21 protein-coding genes are annotated in these 23,692 nt (G+C 57.1%); 4 read left to right on the top strand and 17 right to left on the bottom strand.

The genetic code is table 11. The features are described 5' to 3' along the window. Window positions 1–232 precede the first annotated feature (232 nt). From B2A78_RS16090 to B2A78_RS16080, 3 genes are all read left to right on the top strand, one after another. Window positions 233–1,246, top strand: a complete 1,014-nt coding sequence (locus B2A78_RS16090; protein ID WP_240502562.1) for a hypothetical protein — start codon at window positions 233–235, stop codon at window positions 1,244–1,246. A gap of 5 nt (window positions 1,247–1,251) precedes the next feature. Next, window positions 1,252–1,746: a siphovirus Gp157 family protein gene (locus B2A78_RS16085; protein ID WP_077731029.1), complete on the top strand. Its 495-nt coding sequence runs from the start codon at window positions 1,252–1,254 to the stop codon at window positions 1,744–1,746. Between the two features lie 297 nt (window positions 1,747–2,043). Then, complete coding sequence (locus B2A78_RS16080; RefSeq protein ID WP_086133961.1) at window positions 2,044–2,376, top strand: RNA-binding protein; 333 nt, start codon at window positions 2,044–2,046, stop codon at window positions 2,374–2,376. 117 nt (window positions 2,377–2,493) lie between these two features. Here B2A78_RS16080 and B2A78_RS16075 read toward each other — a convergent pair whose 3' ends face one another. The 7 genes from B2A78_RS16075 to B2A78_RS16045 all read right to left on the bottom strand — a co-directional run bounded on the left by B2A78_RS16075 (window position 2,494) and on the right by B2A78_RS16045 (window position 10,555). Then, complete coding sequence (locus tag B2A78_RS16075; RefSeq protein ID WP_077731027.1) at window positions 2,494–3,075, bottom strand: PqiC family protein; 582 nt, start codon at window positions 3,073–3,075, stop codon at window positions 2,494–2,496. Next, window positions 3,072–4,727 carry an MlaD family protein gene (locus tag B2A78_RS16070; RefSeq protein ID WP_077731026.1) on the bottom strand — a complete coding sequence of 552 codons (1,656 nt, stop codon included), beginning with the start codon at window positions 4,725–4,727 and terminating at the stop codon, window positions 3,072–3,074. The genes B2A78_RS16075 and B2A78_RS16070 overlap by 4 nt, the downstream gene beginning before the upstream one ends. After that, window positions 4,711–5,997, bottom strand: a complete 1,287-nt coding sequence (locus B2A78_RS16065; RefSeq protein ID WP_077731025.1) for a paraquat-inducible protein A — start codon at window positions 5,995–5,997, stop codon at window positions 4,711–4,713. Before B2A78_RS16065 ends, B2A78_RS16070 begins: the two co-directional genes overlap by 17 nt. 181 nt (window positions 5,998–6,178) lie before the next feature. Next, on the bottom strand, window positions 6,179–6,472 hold the full coding sequence (locus tag B2A78_RS16060; RefSeq protein WP_077731024.1) for a PAAR domain-containing protein: 294 nt from the start codon (window positions 6,470–6,472) through the stop codon (window positions 6,179–6,181). Window positions 6,473–6,507: 35 nt separating this feature from the next. Continuing rightward, window positions 6,508–7,113: a hypothetical protein gene (locus B2A78_RS16055; protein ID WP_077731023.1), complete on the bottom strand. Its 606-nt coding sequence runs from the start codon at window positions 7,111–7,113 to the stop codon at window positions 6,508–6,510. Between the two features lie 32 nt (window positions 7,114–7,145). Further along, complete coding sequence (locus tag B2A78_RS16050; protein WP_077731022.1) at window positions 7,146–9,095, bottom strand: type VI secretion system tip protein VgrG; 1,950 nt, start codon at window positions 9,093–9,095, stop codon at window positions 7,146–7,148. 125 nt (window positions 9,096–9,220) lie between these two features. Beyond that, window positions 9,221–10,555, bottom strand: coding sequence for a tetratricopeptide repeat protein (locus tag B2A78_RS16045; RefSeq protein ID WP_077731021.1), 1,335 nt, complete (start codon window positions 10,553–10,555; stop codon window positions 9,221–9,223). A 504-nt stretch (window positions 10,556–11,059) separates the two neighbouring features. Here B2A78_RS16045 and B2A78_RS26705 point away from each other — a divergent pair. Further along, window positions 11,060–11,494: a hypothetical protein gene (locus tag B2A78_RS26705; protein ID WP_240502561.1), complete on the top strand. Its 435-nt coding sequence runs from the start codon at window positions 11,060–11,062 to the stop codon at window positions 11,492–11,494. 318 nt (window positions 11,495–11,812) lie between these two features. Here B2A78_RS26705 and B2A78_RS16035 read toward each other — a convergent pair whose 3' ends face one another. The 10 genes from B2A78_RS16035 to tssC form a co-directional block, all read right to left on the bottom strand. Next, a complete protein-coding gene (locus B2A78_RS16035) occupies window positions 11,813–12,721 on the bottom strand; it encodes a DUF2934 domain-containing protein (protein ID WP_077731019.1) in 909 nt (302 codons plus the stop codon). A gap of 215 nt (window positions 12,722–12,936) precedes the next feature. Further along, entirely contained in the window at window positions 12,937–13,263 is a 327-nt protein-coding gene (locus B2A78_RS16030) for a hypothetical protein (RefSeq protein ID WP_077731018.1), read from the bottom strand. Between the two features lie 130 nt (window positions 13,264–13,393). Next, window positions 13,394–14,404: a M35 family metallo-endopeptidase gene (locus tag B2A78_RS16025; protein ID WP_077731017.1), complete on the bottom strand. Its 1,011-nt coding sequence runs from the start codon at window positions 14,402–14,404 to the stop codon at window positions 13,394–13,396. 101 nt (window positions 14,405–14,505) lie between these two features. Then, window positions 14,506–17,217: a type VI secretion system ATPase TssH gene (gene tssH / locus B2A78_RS16020; protein ID WP_077731016.1), complete on the bottom strand. Its 2,712-nt coding sequence runs from the start codon at window positions 17,215–17,217 to the stop codon at window positions 14,506–14,508. Window positions 17,218–17,284: 67 nt separating this feature from the next. Then, the gene (gene tssG, locus B2A78_RS16015) at window positions 17,285–18,316 is read right to left on the bottom strand and encodes a type VI secretion system baseplate subunit TssG (RefSeq protein WP_077731015.1); all 1,032 of its coding nucleotides are present in this window, start codon (window positions 18,314–18,316) and stop codon (window positions 17,285–17,287) included. Continuing rightward, entirely contained in the window at window positions 18,280–20,157 is a 1,878-nt protein-coding gene (gene tssF / locus B2A78_RS16010; protein WP_077731014.1) for a type VI secretion system baseplate subunit TssF, read from the bottom strand. The genes tssG and tssF overlap by 37 nt, the downstream gene beginning before the upstream one ends. Window positions 20,158–20,160: 3 nt before the next feature. Then, on the bottom strand, window positions 20,161–20,661 hold the full coding sequence (gene tssE, locus B2A78_RS16005; RefSeq protein WP_077731013.1) for a type VI secretion system baseplate subunit TssE: 501 nt from the start codon (window positions 20,659–20,661) through the stop codon (window positions 20,161–20,163). After that, complete coding sequence (locus B2A78_RS16000; protein WP_077731012.1) at window positions 20,654–21,472, bottom strand: type VI secretion system accessory protein TagJ; 819 nt, start codon at window positions 21,470–21,472, stop codon at window positions 20,654–20,656. The genes tssE and B2A78_RS16000 overlap by 8 nt, the downstream gene beginning before the upstream one ends. A 75-nt stretch (window positions 21,473–21,547) precedes the next feature. Continuing rightward, a complete protein-coding gene (locus B2A78_RS15995) occupies window positions 21,548–22,030 on the bottom strand; it encodes a type VI secretion system tube protein Hcp (RefSeq protein ID WP_077731011.1) in 483 nt (160 codons plus the stop codon). A gap of 162 nt (window positions 22,031–22,192) precedes the next feature. Continuing rightward, on the bottom strand, window positions 22,193–23,689 hold the full coding sequence (gene tssC, locus B2A78_RS15990; protein ID WP_077731010.1) for a type VI secretion system contractile sheath large subunit: 1,497 nt from the start codon (window positions 23,687–23,689) through the stop codon (window positions 22,193–22,195). Window positions 23,690–23,692 lie beyond the last annotated feature (3 nt).

Below are 23,692 nucleotides of genomic sequence, written 5' to 3'. Positions count from 1 at the left end.
AGTGTTTTTGGAGCGATTCCCCAGTGCCAATCTTCCACCCCCACCATAGGACAGCGCTGTGATGCGTCGGCAGTAACCTGAGGCGCCTTAAATAACCACTCTTCGATCCGGATATTCCGGCAGCTTTTTTCTACTTCCCAGACGAGCGGTACAACGCCATAGCACCCCGCAAGCAAGCCTTGCCCCAGGGAAATGCATTAAAGGTGATGTGTACGGCAGGAGTAACCAAGTTATGAATCACGAAAAAGAACGCGAAGACACCGTAGACGCCCCAGCGGCTTCGATTCCGTCCACGGCCTATCTCGAACACGAAGAACAGCCCGTGGCGAGCCCCGAAAAGCCGACAGCGCGAAAAGTCGCGAGGAAAACGGCAAAGGCCGAACTACCGAGCGTTTCCCCTCTGGATTTGCCGAATGATGTATTCGAAGCGGGACTGGCGCGGCGCAAGCATAATCGTGCGGCGATACTCAATTGGATAAGGGAAGCCTTGGTGGAAGGCACGGACTACGGCCGCATTCACCTCTTCAATCGGGAAAGATGCGCCTTTGCCAGGCGCGGCGAAGCGGAGTCGTGCCCGATCAACAGCCACTGGAGCAAGCCGAGTCTATTCAAGCCGGGTGCCGAAAAAATTTGCGGGATGCTCGGAGTGACGGTGCATTATCCCAATCTCACCGCCTATGAGCAGGCCGCCCTGTCGGGACAGCGTCTCGGTACGATCATTCTCCGCTGCGAACTGCGAGACAGTCAGGAACGGACGGTCGCGGAAGGCATTGGAGCACGCAGCGTGCAGCAGGACAATGGGGACCTGAATAAAGCCCTCAAGATGGCGGGAAAGTCGGCGCATATCGATGCGACTCTGCGGATGGCGGGCTTAAGCGAAGTGTTTACGCAAGACCTTGAGGACATGCAGCTAGGGCCGGCCTCGAAGCCACAAGCCGCTGTTACTACCGGCAAATTCACCGAGGGCGAAGGCGATGCCAACGATCGGATTCCGGCCGAATCGACACCGTCTTCGGAAGTTGGCGGCCGGGGCTACAGATTCTGCAGCCTTTCCCTCACACAGATCGAGCAATTGGAGACACGGATCAAGGAACTCGGCTTGGACCGCGAGCGCGTGCTGCGTTGGGTCAAAGCCGCGAGCAAGAACAAGTTGAACGCGTTCGAAGAGTTGACGCCTGAAGTCTACGATAGGCTCGTTCAGAAATTGGAAGACTGGGCTAAACCGGACGCGACTGAGAAGGGGTAAGCGGCGTGGAAACAAAGCTTTATGAGATTGCCGAGCAATACCAGGAAGCCTTGAATAACCTTACGGATCTGGATTTGCCTCCGGATGTGATCAACGACACATTGGAAGCACTTACGGGCGAGATCTCGCTTAAAGCATGGAACATCGCTGCCGCCCTCCTGCACATGGAGGGCGAAGCCGAACTGATTCGTCAGGCCGAAGAGCGGATGAACCGGCGACGCAGAGCCTTGGAAACTCGTGCGGCCGGTTTAAGGCAATATCTCAAGATTCAGATGGAACGTATCAATATACGCGAAATCAGGAGTCCTCAATTCATTATCAAAGTCAAACAAAATCCGCCGAAAGTAATTCTCGATGATGAGTCGGCTATCCCCGAGACATTTAAACGCGAGGAAAGCGTGGTTCATATTGACAAAAACGGAATCAAACAAGTGATCTTGTCCGGACAGGCGGTTAAGGGCGCTCATCTTGAACAAGAAACCCGGCTCGATATTACTTGAGAAGCGGTGTCGATTTACGACAACGAACGATCCGAAAGTATTCGAGAGTCAACCAAATTTATTGCGTTTTCGTTAAATTAGCGTTACGGATGTCGCGACACAGATATACCCCGAAGAGTGCGACTGCCGTAATGCTATACGGGAATATAGTTACCTACGGGCGATTACTTATGGAATTAGGTGCGGAAAGATAGTTTATTTATCGTACCAAGGAGCGGAGCTGAAGCCGTTATTGATGGATATATGTTTTGACCTTCGGCGCACATGTTATTTGAGTGGGTATTGAGGAGTTATCTAGTGAACAGGAAATTGTATGTCGGAAATCTGAATTACGGCCTTGGAAACGATGATCTGCACCAGCTTTTTGCGCCACATGGTACGGTATACTCGGCCCATGTGATTATGGATCGGGAAACAGGGCGCTCCAAGGGTTTCGGATTCGTGGAAATGGGCAGCGCTCAGGAAGCTCAGGCCGCGATTGCGGCCTTGAACGGTAAGGAGGTAAGCGGCCGCAGCCTAACGGTAAACGAAGCCCGTCCTCCCCAAGACAGAGGTGAGCGCAACGGCAGCTCCAACCCTTTCGTTACCGCAGCAAGGCGTAACGGGAGTTATAACGACCGCCGTAGCTAATCAGCACAATCGACTTCGAGCGCCGGCCGGTTCAACGGAATCGGTCGGCAGCCTCAGCCAACCGGTCCCGTCTATCCCTCGGGTAATTTCTTCAGCTTACGAACATCGGGCATCGAGTCACCGAGTTCGCAACGCGGCGGCGAGGTCCTGCGCCAAGGCGTCGAGCGCCCGGCTTTGCGCGGTTGCCAACCCTACGTAACTGCTATTCGCGGCAGGGATGGCCACGTTGGTATGTCCGCGGCGGACCGCCGTTTCGTCATTCATTTTGATCGTCCACAGCGCTTCGAAAACGGCTCTATCTTTCGGGCGAAGTTCAAATCGGGAAATATCTATGAGAATCCGCACATTCGGATCAAGAGACGTCGATTGGGCGTAGGCGGTTACCGTCGCATCGCCAACCAGACGGGAAAGGCGAGCGGCCAGTGCGCTCGTGATTTCGTCCTTCAACGGCGCTGCCCAGCGATGCTGCTCCAGAACCTCGACTTCATGTTCGCCCTTGGTAACGACTAGCTGGGGCTGATCCAAAGCGGCGGGAATCGTCACCGGCCCCACCACGATTATTTTCGCGCTATCGCTCAGAGTGCCCCGTGCGGCCACCGGGTCGTTCGCCGGCATCAGCGTATAGAAACGTGCCGGCGCGGAACCGCCACACCCGGCGAAAAGACTAACGAATATCGTCATCCACAGAAAACGGATCATGGCTGTTTCTCTTTACCCATAAGAAGCGATTCCGGATGGCGCTCCAGATAATCCAACATCACGCGTAACGATTGAGCTGCCCGGGAAACCTCGTTCAGCGCGTCGCGCGCATCGTGCTGGAGCGGTCCGTCGGTGGCAAGCGTCTTCTGGGCTTCGGTCAGGGTCCGTCTAGCGTCGATAATCGTGGTCTTCATCTCCGGCATCAGCTCGCGATCCAAATTGGAGGTCAGCCGCTCCACGCTCTTAAGTGTCTGATTCAACGATGCCATGGTTTTCCGCAGGTCCGCGGCGATCTCGTCGAGCGGTAATTTGTCCAGTTTTTTCACGATATGTTCCGCGCTGTCCGAGAGCGATTGCAAAGTGCCCGGCATGGTCGGAAACTCAGGCGGGTCCCGCGTCCAGTCCAAATGTGCCGACGGCGCAGACGGGAAGAAGTCGAGAGCGACATAGAGTTGCCCCGAGATTAGGTTGCCCGTGCGCAATTGCGCACGAAGCCCTTTCTCCACCATTCGGCTCAACTGTCTCTCCACGGCCTCGCGGGTCGTGGTGATAAGTTCGCGTTTTTGATTGCGTATCATCCCACCCCAACTCAGGCCGATATCAACCGCAATACGGAAACGGTGGTTCTGCGTATCCCACTCGCCCCGGATGCCGGTGACCTCTCCGGCAGGCAAGCCTCTAAAATCGAGCGGCGCACCGACCGAAAGCCCTCGTATCGTTTCGTCGAAATACAAAACCATCGCGCGCCGTTCGGTTTTGGGTGGCGCGAAGGCCGCGGACCGATTGGCGTAAAGGGTAAACGCCGTGTTTTCCACCGCAGGCTCGACTTTTCCGTCGCCGGCCGGCATGGCGAAAGCGATTCCGCCGAGCATGATGCTCATCAGCGACTCCGTGTCGATCTTGACGCCATTGGCATCGAGTGTTAAGTCGAGACCGCTGGCGTGCCAAAAACGGGTGTCGGCGGTCACGAACCGGTCATAGGGCGTTTCCACGAAAACTTGTATGGTTACACCGGTCCCCGCAGGATCCATTTCGAAGCCCAGCACCTTGCCAACCGCAATGTGCCGGAAATAGATAGGAGATCCTACATCCAAAGAGCCCAGATCCTCGCCCTTGAGAGCGAAGCGCCGGCCCTGCAGATCCGATGTTAGAATGGGCGGGACGTCCAGACCGCGGAATTTGTATTTCCGCTCCGTCGAACTCCCCACGTCCAAGCCGATATAAGAGCCGGAAAGCAAAGTACTCAAACCCGAAATGTTCCCGGCGACCACGCGCGGACGCACGATCCAGAAACGGGTGTCTTTCACCAGCCAATCCTCGGTTCCGTCACGCATTTGAGCGGTGACGATGACGCTGGTCCGATCTTCGCTCAGGGCGACATCGGCGACTTTGCCCACCTCTACGTCCCGATACTTGATAGGCGTTTTGCCCGGCTCCAAACCCTCGGCACTCATGAAAATAAGGGTGATCACAGGGCCTCGTTCCGAGATCGCTTTCCAGGCCAGCCAGGCACCGATCAGCGCCGCAACCAGCGGTATGACCCAAACGACGGAAAAGGCGAACCGGCTCGGCGGCGCTGCGACCGCCGTCGGCAACGCATCGCCCTTGTCGGTCTTCGAAGCGGAATTTGAATCGTTATCTCGAATGAACATTTTCTTGTACGGAATCCCATATCAGTCGCGGGTCGAAGCTCATGGCGGCAACCATGGTGAGCACCACTACGGCGCCGAAGGCAATGGCTCCGGGCCCGGCTTGGACCGCCGCCAGAGGGCGCACATCCACCAGGGCCACCAGCATGGTAACGACAAAAATATCCACCATCGACCAACGGCCGACCTTTTCGGTCAGCCGATATAGCCGGGTGCGGTCCAGCGGCCGCCAGCGCGATCCGGTCTGAACCGTCACCAAGAGTAGAGTGAGAGCCATCAGTTTCAGCAGCGGCACCATAACGCTGGCAAAGAACACCAGCAGTGCCAAAGGCCACGATCCCGATACCCACAGATAGATCACCCCGCTCATGATGGTGTCGACTTGAGCCCCGACGATCGAAGAGGTGGACATGACCGGCAACACATTGGCCGGAACATATAAAATCATGGCGGCGATCAGGAGAGACCAGCATCGACCGACGCTGTTCGGTTTGCGGACGTGCAGCACGCTACCGCACCGAGGGCAGTGCTGCTCGTGCTTCCCGGCCGGGGCATAGGAAAGCATTCCGCAGGCATGGCACGTCAAATAGCCGGCCCCTGAGTTTTGCTGAGTGGCGACGGGACAGCGCCGCCCCAACCGCGCCCAAATCTCTTCGCTATCCAGCGAGGCAGCGGTCGCCGCCATCACGAAAATAAAACCGCCGAAAAGCCACAGCGACCAGCCCGGCTGAACAGTCGCCATGTGAGCGAGCTTGACCAGGGAAACCAGGATGCCCAGCATCAGGACTTCGATCATGCCCCATGGCCGCAGCACCTGAATCAATCTGAACACGGCGGCCTGACCCGGCGGCTTCTTATTCAGCTTCAGCGGCAGCAGCACATATAACAGTCCCAGAAGCTCCATGGCCGGTACCACAATGGTGGTAAACAGAACCAGGCCGGCCATCATTCCCATGCCCTGCTTCTGCAACTCGAGCACGGCACCGAGAAGCGTCGCCTCCGTGTGCTTGCCCTGGATGCTCAGCCCCAGAATAGGGAACAGATTGGCGACCGAAAACAGAATGAATGCCGCAAGGGAAAAGGCCAATGTCCGGTTCAGGGTGTCTTTCGGCGCATGATAGAGCTGCGCTCCGCAGCGGCAGCAGCGGGCGCTTTGCCCCGGCGCAAGCGGGACCTTGCGTTGCAAAAGATCACATTCGTGGCAAGCGCAGAGGTTTTCTAAATCGCCGAAGGCAGGGACAGCCGGCGCGGCGGGAACAACAGACGAACACACGAGAGAAAAGTCGTGGAATGAATGGCTTTTAAAAATCTGAAATGATGTGTTTACTTACTTAAAAATCCCCCTGATTCCGGAGAGCGGCGCAAAAGGTCCGAACGCACACCGGATAATACCTTAAGCTCCGCCGGAGAGGCGTCGCGTTTCCGGTGCATTCCTTAAATGACGGTCGATCCGTTTATCCGCCGATGAGAACAGTCGGCTGGCCCACGACGATCACACCGCCGTGGGCGGTCATGTCGCCCATGCGCGCCGCCGGCTGACCGCCGATCATCACCGTGGCCGAACCCTGAGCAATGGTATCCGGCGGTCCGACACAGGTTACCACATCGCCGACCCGAGCGGCGGGCAAAGAACCGATCAGCACCGTGGGCGCGCCGGGAGCCGTGATCGGCCCTCCCACATGGGGTTTGGGGCCGTCGAACATGGGACAGGTATGCATATCGGTGAGGCGGGCCGCGGGTTTGCTCATATTGCCCTCACTGTATCAGTCATTCGATCGCGCCATTACGCATTCGCACCGGCAAGCTTGGAGGCCAACCGGCCGTTGCCGCCGCAGGCAATGTCGATGCCCTGCGCCAAGAAGCGTTGGTACTTTTCCGGCGCTTTTTCCGGCTCGTTCTGAACCGCAGCCAACATGACCGCTCCGGCAACGGCTTTCCCGGTAAGATTGTCCGCGGGTGGAACGGCCGGCGCATCCGGTGGAGCCATGCTGCCCCCGCTCCAGAACGCCGCCACCGCCGCCCAGCTCCCCGCCCCTTGGAACTGATGCGCCTCCGCCGCAGCAAAAGCCGAACGCCGATGTTCCTCGCTGGGTTTGTAAACCCAGCGCTCGGCGAGTTCGAGCGGTTTTATCGCTGGCGAAGCAGGATCATTGGCTAAAGCGCTGCGGGCGCATAGGCAGGCCCACCAGGTCGACTCCCGTTTCGGAAGCGCCCGTGCGAGGAATTTAACGGCCTCGGGATACAAGGCGTTTTCCATAAGGAGGCGTAAAAAGCCAGCCGGGCTCATTTCGGGATTCAGCAATCGGAGTGCGGCTTCGTCGAGGTCGATATCACGGCACACGGCCGCGGCGTTGGGCGCAGAGACCTTGGTGAAAACGGGTTCAGTCATTTTGCTTTTCAGTCTCGGAGATTACAACTCGGTTAATTGATCATGACGATACCGCCCTTGGCGGTCAGCATTCCGTCGCCCTTTACCGTCGTCATGGGCGATTTCAGTTCCGCCATGCTGGTTCCCTCGATATTGACCATCATGCCTTTGATCGTGATGCCGCTTTGATCAATCTTGATACTGTTCTGCCCGACCTTGAGTTCGATCGACTGCATCGCCTCCAGCGTGCTTTTGCCCAGATCGATCTTGGTCTCCTGATTCCCCTGTTTGATCGACAAGGTGTGGTTGCCCATGTCCAGCACCACTTCCCGATTGCCCTGCTTGAGCTGCAGCTTGTCGTTGCCCTGCTCCAGGGTCGTCGTCCGGTGATTGTAGATGTCTATCGTCTGATCGCCGGGGTCCTTCTTGTCGAAACCGACCTTGAGCGTGGCGCTGTTTTCGACAACCACATTCATGTCTTTCTCGGCATGGATATAGATTTCCTCCTTCCCCTTATCGTCCTCCATGCGGATCTCGTTGAAATTGTCCTGTCCCCCGCCCTTGCTGCTGCGCGATTTGATGCCGGTTTGCGTGGCCTTGCCGGGCAAGGCATAGGGCACGGTCTGCTCCGCGTTGTAGACGCGGCCGGTAATGATCGGCTGATCCGGATTGCCTTCGAGAAAATCAACGATCACTTCCTGGCCGATACGGGGTATCGCAATCGCTCCCCATCCTTTTCCCGCCCACGGCTGGGACACCCGCACCCAGCACGAACTGGTCTCGTCCCGATTCTCCGCGCGGTCCCAGTGAAACTTGACCTTCACGCGTCCATATTGGTCGGTCCAGATTTCCTCGCCCGATTTGCCGACCACTATGGCGGTTTGCGGCCCGCGAACCATGGGTCTCGGCGTGCGATGGGCGGCACGAAACTGCTGCGTCTTGGCAATGGCGGAAATGCCGAGCTTCTCCGCGAAATCGCCGGCCGAGTCGCTCGCCGACTTATAGCGGTTGGATTGCAGCCGGAATTCCATTCCGGTAACCACGTATTCCTTGTTCTGATCCTGCCGGGGATGATCGATCAGCTTGAACAAGGCTCCGACTTCCAGGCCCGCGACGTTACCCTCGCCCGAAAACCGCTCGTAATCCGACTGGAGCGCCTCCAACCGCACTTTCGAGTAATGCGACCCGTCGGCATTCGCAACGTATCCTCCCGGATAATCGTATTGTTCGTATTTGCTGTAATCGTCCTCCGTCGGCCGGTTTGTCTTTTCGATCAAGGAGGCTTTGGGCTTTTCAAAGTCGAAATCGTTGACCGTGTAAGTCCCAGGCTGAATAACCCGCTTGAAGGACCAGGCGAAGATGTGATCCCGGAGCCGCCGTTCTTGATTCTCCGGGGGAAAGAAAGGGACTTCCGCATACCCGGAAACCGCCGAGTGGGCATTGGCGGAATCGATGAGATTGAGAATGTGCTTGTCGCTTTCGTGCTTGAAGAAATAGTAGATGCCTTCTTCTTCCAGGAGCCGATTGACGAAATCGAAGTCGCTTTCGCGATACTGTACGCAGTATTCGCGCTGCCGATAGGTTTCGCTCAGCGATTCCTGAATGTCGCCGCTGAAGCCATGCTCCTCGAAAATGGCCTTGACGATCTCCGGTACGGTTTTGTCCTGAAAAATGCGGCAATTCGTCTTGCGCGTCAGAAACCATAGCCACGGCCGCAAAACCGCCCGGTAATGCGCGAATTCGCCGAGATCGGGTTCCTGGCTGAATTGAACGGCATAGCCGTTGAAATAACGTTTGCCCCCGTTGGAAAGTTCAAGCGCGACGGTCAGTTTCTTTCCCAGAACGTCCTTGGCGGCGATATTCCGATTCTCGCTGAGCAAATCCACTTCAAGCTCGAACGAACGGCTGAATTCCTCCCGCCCCTGCATTCGGAAGAACAACAAGACGTCTTTGCCCAAAGGACTCGTTACGGAAGCGGAGCGGAAATCCTGGGTGAACGACATAAAACTAACCCATTAGAATGATTGGAGACAATTTGTCGAATACTAACAAACCTGGGATATAGACCGATGATTTCAGGCGATTCCGCCCGAGACACCTTTCCGGTCGCAGCGAGCAACCACCGAATTCAAGACCGCGCGGCAACGATCAGAAACCCTTCCACAGGCACACCGGCCTCGTAGCGCAACATCTGCTGCTCGCCCCTCCGAAGGGAAAGCCCGGCGCTTTCCAGCTCACGTTGCAGGTAATCCTCCGTATGGCTGTAACGCCCGTGGAGATTGATCTTGTACCCTTCGGACGGCCGCTCGTCGTTACGTTCCACCGTGAAAATGAAGTATCCGCCCCGGCGCAGTGCCCGCCCTACCCGCTCGAAAACCGCGCTCAAATCGCCGAAATAAACCAGCGTATCGGCGGAGACGATCAGGTCGAACCGATCCGTGTGCCGTCCGATGTAGGCTGTTAATTCACTCTCGATCAAATCGTCGTATTGCCGTCTGGCATGGGCCTTCTCCAGCATTTTGACGGACAGATCCACGCCGGTCAGCCGACGCGCATAAGGACGCAAGAATTCCCCGCACAGCCCGGTCCCGCAGCCGACGTCGAGCACTTCGAGGTCGACTCGATCCCGATCGTACAATGCGGCGACGGCTTCCTTGACCAAACCCGGAGCCCGATAGTCGAGTCCCTTAAGCACGTAATCGAAACTATCGGCAAAGCTGTCGAACGTCATGCGGACGTAGTCGTCCGAAGCGCGCGCCGGGACGTCCGTCCCGGCATACGAATGCAGCCGGTGCAGCGCCAGAGGATTGGTCGGATCGTGTTCCAGCCATTGACGGATCGTGGGCAATGCTTCCTCGACCAAGCCTTGCAGGTACAGCACATGGCAAAGATTTTCGTAATCGTCCGAGCGGTACGGCCGGAGATTGATCGCTCTGCGGTAAGCCTGGGCGGCCTCCCCGAATTTGCCCTGCTTCCGGAATACGTTTCCGAAATTGTGATAGAGCTCGGCGTTGTCCGGCATCAGTTCGATCGCCTTGGCGAATTGCTCCGCGGCTTCCTCGAAGCGCTCCAGATCCTTGAGAACGGTGCCGAGATTGTTGTGCGCAGCAACGTTTCCGGGATTCAGCTCGATCGCGCGCCGGTAGGCGTCCACCGCCTTTTCGGGCTTGCCGGCCTTGTTATAGATGTTGCCGAGGTTGTTGTACGCATCGGCATAGGTCGGCGCAATGGCGATGGCCTTTTCGATCGACTCGACGGCCAGATCGTCTCTGCCTCTCCGATGCGCGAGGATGCCGTAGAAATGAAGAATTTCGGGAATGTCCGGATAATTCTCCAGTAGTACGCTGAAAATCCGCTCGGCGTCATCGAGGCGATTCGCTTGCAGCAAGCGAATCGCACCGCTCAACGCCAACTCGGGGGTTACTTCCTCGATGCGGAAATCTGACGGTTCGTCGTCCAACATAGATCAACTTTCGGAATAGTACAGAGCGTGGAAATTCGGGCCTTTCTTTTTCAGCATCGCCGACGCTTATATCGGAGCGGGAAGCGCACGATTGAAGGCCAAATAACAGGGTCTACAGACCCTTACCGGGCCGGTTTCACGTACGTGCCCGGGCCGCTGAACCGGAAACGTCAACCGGACGCGGTCGGGCGAACAGACGTCGCAAACATTCTTGCCGCACAAGCGGCAGTGATGACGCCACCGGACCGGAAATACTCTGCTGAATTCCTTATTGCATACCCGGCACGTGTTCGTCGCGCTATCCGGTTCCCAGTTCGGTATCCAGGGAGGACAGACAATCACCGGCAATAGAGCGGCCGTATATCCGTTATAAAATATCACCTTATGCTGGAATCTCATCCAGAATCTCTTGACGTACCGCAGTTCGCGGCTGGTGACGTTATAGCCATAATCCCCGGTTTTATCGAAAATACCGGATAATTCACCCATTCCGTCCAGGTGAAAATGGATTTTTCCGCCGCCATGCGCCAGCGAATATTCAAGCGCGGTTTTGGACCACCTCGTACCCATTTCAAGGCCTTCGGTATCCGCTTTTGTGGTGGCACCGAGGCTATATTCTTTGTTCGTTCCCCCTACGTCGACGCCGCCCAGATGCGCACCCGCCGGAAACTGGCGGTGCTTAATGGGCCTAGCCTGGTTAAAGTTTTGGAACTTCGTGTCGTCCATGCCTTTGAGCCCGCGCGCTCTCGCATTTCCCCAGTGTATTTCCCAGTCATCCTCCGCGGTTCTCCCGCCGCGCCGCTTGATATCGATGGTTCTTGCGCCAAGGCCGACAAGGTCGGCCTCCACCGGATTTCCGCGATCGAGATCCCGATAAAGATCGGCATTGACGGCCTCATCGATATTCATACCAAAATGGATATCTTCCATATCGCTTAATGCAGTATTATCCGCGACCTTTATCTCGGGTATGGGTTGCCCTCCCATCGTCGCCGGGAATACTCCTCTCGTATTCGGTTGTGCTAGCGGCATTTATGTAATCTCCATTCGAAATAACGCCTAATAGAAAATGAATCGGGATTAAAGGAACACAAGAGGAAATTATAGAAGCTACTTAGCTCATCCTATGCATCTCTGGGGTCGAAATACGATCCGGATGATACACAGGATGGGTTTGGCCTTGATCTACGGACCTTACACCGGATATCTCGGACATCCTAGATTGCCTTTGTAAGTCCGCTATACCGGTATCTCGCGTCAATTGCTCAAGTGGAAAACCTGATAAGTGTACAGGTCCCGCTTTCCGCTGCTGGCCGGGGTAAAACTGAGTTTTTTGGCCGATACCGTTACACCGGTGCTGGTTGTCCAATCTTTCGGAGCTTGCCCAAGCGAAGCATTGACCACACAGTTTGCGATTCCGAAATCCCATGTCAGGTGTTTTTCGGTATTGATCGCCCAGGTGTGGGATGTCGTTTCTGCGGTCTCGAACGATTTGATGACCACGTCTTTGAATTTTTCCATGGGTATCCGGTCGAGAATAATGCACGTATTTACTTGCGTAGGAGCTCCTTGCAAAGGGTTATCGGGTCCCTTTCCGCTATTGCTTCGGGATGTTGCGTACGCCCCTGTCGGTGTATTCGTAAACCCGCCGCAAGCGCAGCCGGATTCGACACATCTGTTGGTATAGGTGGTGCAGCCGCATTTTATTCCGGCACCAGTGTCTTCCTTGCATGCGCAATTCGCCCCACTCCCGGTCTTGTGTTTTGCCGGGCCATGCCCGCAGTTTGTACAGGCGTGAGAGATCAGATAGTGCCCGCAAGTGCACCGATAGGCTTCTGCACGGTGTTCCAGCGCCTTCCGAAGTTTTTGATTGAGCTTGATCAATTCGGCCTGGAGCCAGAAGTCCATTTCTCTGCCGGGCGGGTCGCCGGCCTCCTTTGAGAGGAAGAAGGCGATCTGTGCGACCTCATTGGTTTTCTTGGAGTAAGTAAACAGGTGCTTTTTGAAAAAGTTCTTGTCGAACTTGATCATGATATCGACGCCGCCCGATCCACCGAATACCCACTCCTGGTCCAGGGTAAGCTTTCTGGTTAGTCTCGTCTCAGTGAGACCCGTCGGCGTGTAGTTCTTGTACGCCACCAAATCACGAGCAGTCTGCTCGGCCATGCTTTCTCCTAATCCCCGTCGGGGCTCACGTGCAGCATTTTATGCCGCGTTTTTTGAAAAAATGACCCGAACCCGTACCCAAATCCCTGATCCGGGACACTCAGTGCCCTCGATCGATGGGATTCGCCTCCATCGAGCGAATCAGAAAACCCGAGCCAATTCGCCGTGTTCGTGCGTCCTGCGCCGCGCTCCAGCCCGTCGGACGCCCCAGTCGCCTAGTGCTTTTCGGTGACCGTGCGATCCTTGAGATTGACTATAAACGTGCGCCCGCGCTCGTCGCGTGCGATCAACGTCTCGGACTTCTTATCGATACGCAGTTCCTCGATATAAACCTCCTGTGCATCGGTTTCCTCGTGGGGGTCGTACTGCGTGGTATACAATTGCAAGGTCCAGAGTTCCTGACCGCTGGCTTCGTCGACCGCCGCGATAACGCCGCCGCTCTGTCCGAAGCCTCGTGAGCGCGCCGCACGCAGTTGCTCGTAGCGTATGCCTTTGTGGGTGACCGGCTTCGCCGCCGGCGCACGTCTCTTGGAAGATTCCATGCCTGACTCCTTTATTTGGGGCAGCGTAGCTGCGTCGCCCCATGCGAATATAGGAAACACCGTCGCAGCCACGATGATGAGCTTACAAAGTCTTTGCCGGAAAAGTGTGCACATGGGGCAATCGTCTGGTTTAGCTTAGTGCTTCCTTGATCGCACTTTTGGGAATCGCGCCGACAAGATCACCGGCGAAGTAAGCCCAGCTATCGGCGTTGTTCAAGGCATCTTCGGTTTTGAATCCGTTGCCGGGCTTGAGTCCGTCGTAGTCGTAACGGATGTCTTCGGTCTTAACCAGCTTGTGGGATAATTCGTGGACTACCGTCAGGGCGCACAGCCACAGCTTCGGAATGTTTCCGAGACGCGTACGCTTGCCGGTGCGCAGAAACAATTCGTAAATGTAGATCACCGGCATGACGTCCAAGCTGTTGACCGAGGCGAAGGTGTTTTTCATCGACCCGTCCGCGCGCTTGTGGGGACGGTCGGAAAATATCACCTTGCCGGAATTACAGGCCGCTGTGATCTTCTTGAATCCGTCGAGCAGTTTGCCCCGGCTGGCATCGAGATCACCGGCCTTGGCACCGTCGGTGTGAAACCAGCGGCGGATCGTGTCGTTCGCATCCCCGGACTTGCCGCTCAGCTTGACCTCCACATCGGAACTCCACTTGCGGGCGAGCTGAAGCGCCTCGGACATCATCTTCCGATTACCCTCACCGAACACCTCGCGCCAGTGGTTGAGATCCGATTTGAGTTGGGCTTCGTTCCTCCCGGCGAAGAGATCATAGGTCCACTTGCCATAGTGCTTCGGAGAGTCGACAACCCATATGCTCTGGTTACCTTTCTTCGCCACCAGATAGAAATGCCGGAACTGCTTGATGCACGCCGCACGGTCTTGGTAGCCGGAACTGCCGGTCTGACAGGCGCTGAGGATCTCCTGGGACTGCGCGCGGCCGCTCAAGGCTTTCCCCTTCGCGGCTTCTTCCAACTGCTTGCGCAGCTTGTCGAGTACCGGTGCGGCATCGACCGACGGACCATCGGATTGAAGCAGCTTCTTCAATCCGGACTCGATGTCTTTCCAGTCCTTTTGCAGCGATGACGTCTTAAGCAACTCGATACTCTTGTCATAGACTTCGGTGAACACGTCCATCCGAATTTCCCCCTCAGGTTCGTACTCTTGTTTTGATTACAGACTCGTAGCAACAGGGTCACCACGAGGATGCTGCCGAGACTTTGTCGCGGCCTTATTTTTTATTCAAACCGGTAGCCGAATTGTCCATCCTGCACGTCGATATGCACCCGCTCTATGGCGTTCCCGTCCATCATCCGGATCAAGAACTCTTCGCTGATCCTCGGCAACACGGTATTGGTCAAAATCGCGTCGATCATGCGCCCGCCGCTCTCGAGCTCGGTGCAACGGTTGGTGATGAGTTTGATCACCTCGTCGTCATAACTGAACGGCACCTTGTGGGTTTCCCGGATGCGCTTTTCGATGCGGCCGAGCTGCAGCCGCGCAATGGCACCGATCATTTCGTCGCTCAACGGGTAATAAGGAATGACGACCAGGCGGCCTAACAAGGCAGGCGGGAAAACCTTGAGCAAGGGTTCGCGCAGAGCCTTGGCGATGCCGTCGGGTTCGGGCATCAGTTCCGGGTCTTTGCACAGATTCATGATCAGGTCCGTCCCCGCGTTGGTAGTCAGGAGAATCAGGGTGTTCTTGAAGTCGATCACCCGGCCTTCGCCGTCCTCCATCCAGCCCTTGTCGAATACTTGGAAGAAGATCTCGTGAACGTCGGGATGGGCTTTTTCGACTTCGTCCAGCAACACCACGCTATAGGGCCTACGCCTTACCGCTTCGGTCAGAACGCCACCCTCGCCGTAACCGACGTAACCCGGCGGAGCACCCTTGAGGGTCGATACGGTGTGCGCCTCCTGATATTCGCTCATATTGATGGTGATGACGTTCTGCTCGCCGCCGTAGAGAGCCTCGGCCAAAGCCAGGGCGGTTTCGGTCTTGCCGACGCCCGAACTGCCGGCCAACATGAAGACGCCGATCGGCTTATTGGGGTTATCGAGACCGGCACGGGAGGTCTGAATACGCTTGGCAATCATTTCCAAGGCGTGGCGTTGGCCAATGATGCGCTGTTCCAGGATATCGGCCAGCTTCAGCACGGTTTCGACCTCGTTCTTAACCATGCGTCCGACGGGAATGCCGGTCCAATCCTGGACTACGGAAGCGACCGCTTGGCCGTCGACAGTGGGCAGGATCAGCGGATGTTCGCCTTGCAACGCGTGCAGCCGACTTTGCAGGTCCTTGAGTTCGGACAACAGCGCATCCCGGTCGACGGCGGGTGCGGGTTCCGCCTGTTCCGCCGCCTGCTCCAAGGAGCTGCCGGTGCCTTCAACTTTTCCGGTCTGCTCCCGAAGTTGCTGACGCAGGGCCAGAATCTTTTCGACCACTTCCTTTTCGGAGTTCCAGCGGCCTTCCAGCGCCGCCAGCCTCTCACGTTCGGCCTCCAGTTCGGCTAGCGCGCGGTTTTCGCGGGCTGTCGTGTCGATCCCTACGGAACGTTCCCGGCCGATGATGTCCAGCTCGGTTTCGAGTGCTTGTATGCGCTTTCGGCAATCGTCCACCTCGGGCGGCACCGCGTGCTGGCTTATGGCAACGCGGGCGCAGGCGGTGTCGAGAAGGCTGACGGCTTTGTCGGGGAGCTGACGCGCCGGGATATAACGGTGCGAAAGCTTGACGGCGGATTCCAGCGCCTCGTCCAAAACTTGCACCCGATGATGCTTTTCCATCACGGAAACCACGCCGCGCATCATGCGTATGGCTTTCTCTTCGCTCGGTTCGTGCACCTGGACGACCTGGAAGCGGCGCGTCAATGCCGGATCCTTTTCGATGTATTTCTTGTATTCCGCCCAGGTCGTCGCCGCCACCGTGCGCAGGTTGCCGCGCGCCAAGGCTGGCTTCAAAAGATTGGCGGCATCGCCGGTACCGGCAGCTCCGCCCGCGCCAACCAAGGTATGAGCCTCGTCGATGAAGAGGATGATCGGTTTGGGCGAGGCCTGGACCTCCTCGATGACTTGCCGCAATCGATTCTCGAACTCCCCTTTCATGCTGGCCCCGGCCTGGAGGAGCCCGACATCCAAGGTGCGCAAGCTCACATCGCGCAAAGGCGGCGGCACATCGCCCGCCACGATTTTCTGGGCGAATCCTTCGACGACCGCGGTCTTGCCGACGCCCGCCTCGCCCGTCAGGATGGGATTGTTCTGACGACGGCGCATAAGGATATCGATGACCTGGCGGATCTCCTCGTCGCGTCCCACGACAGGGTCCATCTTTCCCTGCCTCGCCTGTTCCGTCAGGTCGACGGTAAATTGCTTGAGCGCCTCCTGCTTGCCCATGGCAGCAGGCGATATAGCTCCGCTCGCTTCGCCAGGAGCCGCTCCGCCTGCCTGAAATCCGTCGGTCGCGGCCAATCCGTCTTCGGGCGAACCGCCAACAAACTCAGCCAACCGTTCGGTCAGCGTTTCGAGGCCGATCTTTTCGAATTCTTTCGAAATGCCGACCAGTTCGCCGCGCAGCCCCCGAGTCTTCAAAATGCCGACGAGCAGGTGGCCCGAGCGGACCTGGTTTTCGCCGAACATTAGCGTTCCGTATACCCATCCTCGCTCGACCGCCTCCTCGACGTGCGACGACAGGTCGGATATGGACGTAGCTCCCCGCGGCAAGCGGTCGAGCGACTCGGTAAAATCCTTGGCGAGGCGGCCCGGATCGATGCCGAACTGCTTGATGAGGCGGTGCAAATCCGAATCCTGAAGCTGAAGCAATTGATGCAGCCAGTGCACCAATTCCACGTACGGATTGCCCCGCAATTTGCAAAACACGGTCGCGCTTTCGATAGCTTTGTAGCAAATGCGGTTAAGCTTGCCGAAAAGCTTGACCCGGCTGATTTCTCCCATGAAGCGATCCCCCTAGATCCGGTGTTTTTAATCGTTTAGAAAATTCAACTCTGTACAGGCAGGCGAATCAAAGCGCCGAGCACCGAAAAAACGGATTCAGCATCAACTCGTCTGCGTCTTTTTCTTCTTGTCTCGTCCCCAGCCAGCTTGTCCAGCCCAGTTGCGCGCTGCCATCCAATCGCAAAGATGGGACTTCCTGATATCGAAGAACCAGATTCAGATCCCAAACCAGTTCGTCCCCGGCGTAATTGCGTACGATGGCGATCAACTCGACCAAACTTTCGCCGCCCGGCAGCAGCGCCCGATATCGATCGATTCCCATCGGGCCCAGCACGATTCGGAACTTATGCTGGCAACCCCAAACCCGGGCGCCCACGACTACGGACAACCCCAAGGACCCACTGCAGGGCGAAACTCCAAGCCGGGACTGTTCGTGCGTCGCGATCTCCATCCATTCGCCGACGAATTCCCGCAAGCTAACGCTGATCCCGAAAAAATCGCCGATGAGTGCGCGCAGACCCTCGGGATGCTTGGTTTGTCCGGCCAAGAGACCGGTAAAGTAAAGCTTAGCCCGATCCGGCATGGCGTCCCGATTTTGAACGGACGGAACACCGATCCCGAAAAAGGAGCCCAAATAAGCCGCAAAGCGATCCGATTCGGGGCGATCGTGGCACACCGTAGGCTGGGCATTGGCCCAAGCCCGATAAAACAGGCACAGCATCCGGTGGTGAAACACATCCGCGAAACGCGAAAACGTATGATCGCCATGATGCCGGACCCGCTCGCGGGCGTACTCGGTCAAATGCAGGGGCATGGGTCCGTTGGGTCCGAACAGCCCAAGAAAACGCGCCGACAGACGCGGCGGAAAACCGTCCGCGCCGGATGCGAACGAAGCCAGGGTCGACGGCGCAAACTCGAGTTCCGGCTGTTGACTCAACCGAATCGGATCATCAGTGGCTTTAACCGATTTCCCCAATCTCGGCTTGTCCGCGTAATGGCACTCGATCAGCCGCAATGCCTCGAAGAAGTCGAAGCGATAGGGCTCGCGGCGAAGGAGCTCGATCAGATCGTGTGTCGCTGCCCGATACGTAGCGGCCATCGCATGATCTCCCCTCGTTCCGCCGTCCTTACCGACGTTTCAGCGAACGAATTCAACGATACATAACGGGCGAAGAATTGTTCGAGAACGGCCCCCAGAAGAAAGCAGCCGGAGCCCTCGAATGCGGATTCGTCGAACTCGACGGCAATCTCCAAGCCGCGCCCGAATACAATGGGACCGGCAGCATCCACCCGACGAACCACGTTCTTGGATCCGATCGACAGAACGCCCTCGATTTGACGGCGTACCGTCGCATCATTCGGATCCGCATAAAGGGCGAGCAACTCGCGAAGCGCCGCCGCACCTTCGGTCTCGCTGCTATCCGTCAGCGTCAGATAGTTGAGCGACAGATGATTGATCAGACGCCACGCCATTTCGCCGTCGGCGGACGACGGCCTCGGCTTGGTCGGACCGGCCAAACACCGTATCGCTTGCACTGGAGCGCCGGTCTGCAAGGTAAAATCGGTAGCGCCCATGCCGACGGGCATCAGCAGGGGCAAATCGCGATTCGTGCAGAGCGTTTCCATGCCCAATTGTTTCAGATCGCCGCGATACGGCGCTTCGGCCGCATCGACCAGCGAGATGAAAACTTCGCTGCCGATATAGCTGGAGCGCATCCCCTGCCGGCGCTGCTTGGACGACAACACGCGCTTTTCACGATGCAGCGTGTAATAGGCGTTCTCGTCGCGCCGCCGATAACCGCTCCTGGACCCGTAGAACGGCAAGAACTCCCGTTCATCGGACGGCGTGGCTCCGTAACCGGTCACTTCGCTGACGCCATAGACCTCGTAATCCATCGGTCGCGTTCGATCCGGCACGACATGATAGTGCGGCACGAAATGGGTCAAGTGAATACGATCGGTGCGTTTCGGAAACAAATTGATCGCCGGCGTGCAGAACAGCGAGAAATTGCCGGCATCGACGGCGTTGACGAGATGAGGCTCGGCGCGCTTGAACAGGGCGATGACCTCGAGCTCGGTGCCGTCACAACGACTGACGGCCTTTTGTAAGCCGTTCAACCCGACGAACAGATAGCGCTCCGGAAACGCGAAATATTCCTGCAGCAGCCTGTAGCCCTGAAACGAGCGCGGACCAAACGGCAACAAGGCTTCATCATCGCCGAATCCCAGCCGAGATATCGGCGTCCGGTCGATGATCTCGGCCCATTCCGATGGCCGCGATGCGGGTTGGACCGCCAACGCAAGCGTATCGGCAAGCAATTGCTCGTAAAGACGGAACGGCAGTTCGCCGGTACCGCGCAAGAAAATCGGCAACCGGTCCAGCTTGAGCTGATTGAAGTGCAGACCCGCGCTGGTCCGGAGACAAAGACGTAACCCGGCCTTCACGCCGGGTTTGGTCGGCACGCCCAAATTGGCGACTGCGCTGGGCGTGGCGAGGTATTGCGCTTCCACCAGTTGCAGGGGCCATAGCGTGACGTCATGAGCGGTCCGATATTCGCAGGCGGTTTGCTCACCTTTGCCGATTTGACTTCTGAGCGAGGTCGCGCGCGGCACCAAGAATCCCTCGGCCAGCGCGCCCTCGGAAAGATCGGGCTGGAGTTGCACCACGGCCATCGAGGGTGTTGGCGAGAGATAATGCGGATAAACGACCTCGAGAAGATGTTGGGTTAAACGCGGAAATTCGGCGTCGATTTTGAGTTGAACCCGCGCCGCGAGAAACGCAAACCCCTCGAGCAGGCGCTCGACGTACGGATCGGAACACTCGAACTCGTCCAGCCCCAGCCGGCCCGCAATCTTCGGAAACTCTTTGGCGAACTCGGCACCCACCTCCCGAATGTGCTGCAGCTCGCGGTTGTAGTACTGAAGCAATCGAGGGTCCATAGTCTATCCGTTCAAATCGCTGACCCGCGCATAGCCGGTATCGAGATCGATTTCGGTGCGGATGTAAAGATGCAAGGGAAGCGGCTGAGCCCACAGATCACCTTCGATGGTGAACGTCATGGCCTTGAGATTCATGCTATCCGAGGCGGCGACCTTCACCCTCACTGAATCCGCCAGGATGCGCGGTTCGAAGTCGAGAATAGCCTGTTTGACCTTTCGTTCGATCGCCGGAAGGTCGGCACCGGAGAGAGGGGTGCCGGCCAGGGCCGGGATACCGAAATTCAATACCGAACGCTCCACGAAAGGATATTTTTCCAAATCTACTAGCGACTCCATGGCGGTGGTATTCAGCAACCACGCCAAGTCGCGCAATACGCTGTGGCGCAAATTCCGTATATTCATCACCCGCTGGTCGCGGGACTCCTGTTGTTTGTCCGGTTCGTCGTCGGTAAGGCGATCCAGCAGCGACGGCTGCAGGCGTTCCTTCGGCGTGAGATCAGCCATCGTTTTCGATCGTGTCCGTATTCATCGCAATTTCTCGAACATCGAACAGCGAGAAGTCGCCCTCGTTCGTTACCAATACGCGTTGTCCCATGCCCAACGAGTAGCCCTCGACCGGCTCTTGCCATTCGGTTCTCCGGGCCATGCGAATCGCTACGTCATCGGCTTTTTCCGAGTCGGGATAACGGGAAGGAATCAGACCCACGGCAGAACCGCCGTTGGCCCAGGTGAATTGTGCGGGAAGCCAGACTAAATCTCGAAGGTCACTGGGTGGATCGAGTTCGATGCGGGCAATCCGGCAAAAAGGTATCCAGTAGTAGCGACCGTTAACTATGGCTTCCACAACCGGTCCCAGACGGCTATCGCTATCCGCCACCCATTCGAACGGCTTCCCGTCGATGGTACCGGACGTCCCCGGCGCCGATTCGAAACCCTGATCCCGGAACTGGATCGCCATCGGATAATCTCCCTGCGCGGCGCATTTGCATGCTTCTATCAGAAGCGCGATCCATCGCTCGGGCTTGCCGAAGATCAGCGGAGAAATCTCCCCGCGGAAAACTTTCTCGCGAAGGACTTCACATCGTATGGCTTCGCGATAGGTCTGCGCCATTGCGAGATTGGCCGCATCCAGATCGCCGCACACGCTCAACTGCGTGAGAGCGCGCTCCCAGCGCCCCATTAGGGCCAACAACTGGAAGAGAAAAATCCGGTACTTCGCTTCGGCAGGATTCTGGCGGACCTGGTCCTGGAGTTGCGCTAGCGCATCTTCCAGGCGGCCTTCCCGAAGACTTTCTTCAGCAGCGATGGTTGACATAGGCGGATGGGAGAAATTGAGGGGATGAATAGTGCCCGCTCAGCGGCGGGCACTGCCGAAAAATACCGCGCAAACTTATTGTTTTACGTTCGCAGCAATATTCCAGCCCATCTCCGGCTTGGCGCCTTCCGCGCCCTTTTCGGTCTGTTCTATGTATTTCACCTTGACCTTGGCGAAATTGAGCGTGACGTTCTCGGTCAAGCGGTCCTCGCCGCCGGAGCCGCCCGTAGAAACCGAGGTGATCAGGACTTCCTCCATGGTAATGGTCAGGTATTCCACCGGCTTTTCGCCGGCTTTCCGAACCACCAGCACGGCCTTGTCGAAATGTTTGCCGTTGCAGCAGCTCAACATTAAGTCCGGGCTCGCCTTATCGATATATTTCGTAAAGCTCAGATCCTGCACGTTGGCTTTACCCGCTCCGCCGCCGCTTCCCATATGGGTGGTGCCACTGTTGGACATGCCCCAGCTCCAAGCCAGAACGTCGATCTCTTCTTTATGCTTATCGTCTCTAGATTCCCCTTTAATCGGGTCGATCTTAATGAACATGTCGACTGCCATGGTCTTCTCCTTTACTTATTGGTACTTGTTGGTTGATTGAAACTTGATCAAACATGGATGGAATACACTCCGTCCGGCTCCGCTGGGCAATGTGAGTTTGCCGTGTCATCTCATATCGTCACCTCCGAATCCCCCTAGTTGCCAGCTCTTCGACTCGATCTGCTAGCCGCCTTTCACGGAGGGTAGTTTGGACACCAAACGCAGCGAAACGGTTAGCCCCTCTAGCTGGTAGTGCGGCCGTAAGAAGAATTTCGACGTGTAATAGCCTGGATTGCCTTCCACCTCTTCCACGATTACCTCGGCCGCCGCGAGAGGCTTGCGCGCCTTGTCGATGTCGTCGGACATGGCCGGATTCGGGTCGACATAGTTGTAAATCCAGCTTTGCAGCCATTTCTGCATGTCGTCCCGCTCCTTGAACGAACCGATCTTGTCCCTGACGATGCACTTCAGGTAGTGGGCAAACCGGCAGGTGGCGAACAGGTAGGGCAGCCGCGCCGCCAGATTGGCGTTGGCCGTCGCGTCGGGGTCGTCGTATTCGGCCGGTTTCTGGAGCGATTGCGCGCCGATGAACGCCGCAAAATCGGAATTTTTCTTGTGAATCAGAGGCATGAAGCCGTTCTTGGCCAACTCCGCTTCACGCCGGTCGCTGATCGCGATCTCGGTCGGACACTTCATGTCCACGCCGCCGTCGTCGGTCGGGAAGGTATGCACCGGCAACCCTTCCACAGCGCCGCCCGATTCCACGCCGCGGATTCTCGAACACCAGCCGTAAAGCTTGAAGGATCGATTGATATTGACGGCCATCGCATAGGCCGAGTTGGCCCAGACATACTTTCGGCTGTCTGCCGCCTCGGTTTCCTCTTCGAAATCGAATTCCTCGACCGGACAGGTTTTCGCCCCGTAAGGCAACCGAGCCAGGAATCTCGGCATGGCCAAGCCGATATAACGGGAGTCGTCCGACTCGCGTAGCGAGCGCCACGCCGCGTACTCCGGAGTCAGAAAAATCTTCGTGAGGTCGCGCGGGTTGGCCAGCTCGTTCCATGAATCCATCTGCATCACGGTCGGTGCCGCCGCTGCGATGAAAGGTGCATGCGCAGCCGCGCAGACTTTCGCCATCTCCCCCAGCAGTTCGACATCCGGCGGAGAGTGGTCGAAATAGTAGTCGGCCACGATACAGCCGACGGGTTCGCCGCCGAACTGCCCGTACTCTTCTTCGTAAAGCTTCTTGAAGATCGGGCTTTGATCCCAGGAAGTTCCCTTGAATTTCTTCAGGGTTTTTCCGAGCTCTTTCTTCGAGATGTTCAAGACGCGAATCTTGAGCATCTCATCGGTCTCGGTATTGTTTACCAGATACTGCAAGCCGCGCCACGCGCTTTCCAATTGCTGGAAGTCCTCGTGATGCATGATCGCATTCACCTGCTCGGTGAGCTTGCGATCTATTTCGGCGATGATGGACTGGATGGTCTTGACGGCGTCCTCGGAGACCTTGGATACGTCTTTAAGGACGAATTCCGCCAGAGTGGTCACCGCCGACTCGACCGCCTCTTTGGCTCGGTCGGATTTCGGCTTGAACTCTTTGTTCAAGAGGCTCGTAAAATCACCAAGCTCGCCGAGCTGCTCGGCGCCCTGAGCTGAGGTTTGGGTTTCTAATTCAGCCATGGC

This window comes from Methylocaldum sp. 14B (assembly GCF_002005105.1).
Classification (GTDB): domain Bacteria; phylum Pseudomonadota; class Gammaproteobacteria; order Methylococcales; family Methylococcaceae; genus Methylocaldum.
This window is presented reverse-complemented; position numbering and strand designations above follow the sequence as displayed.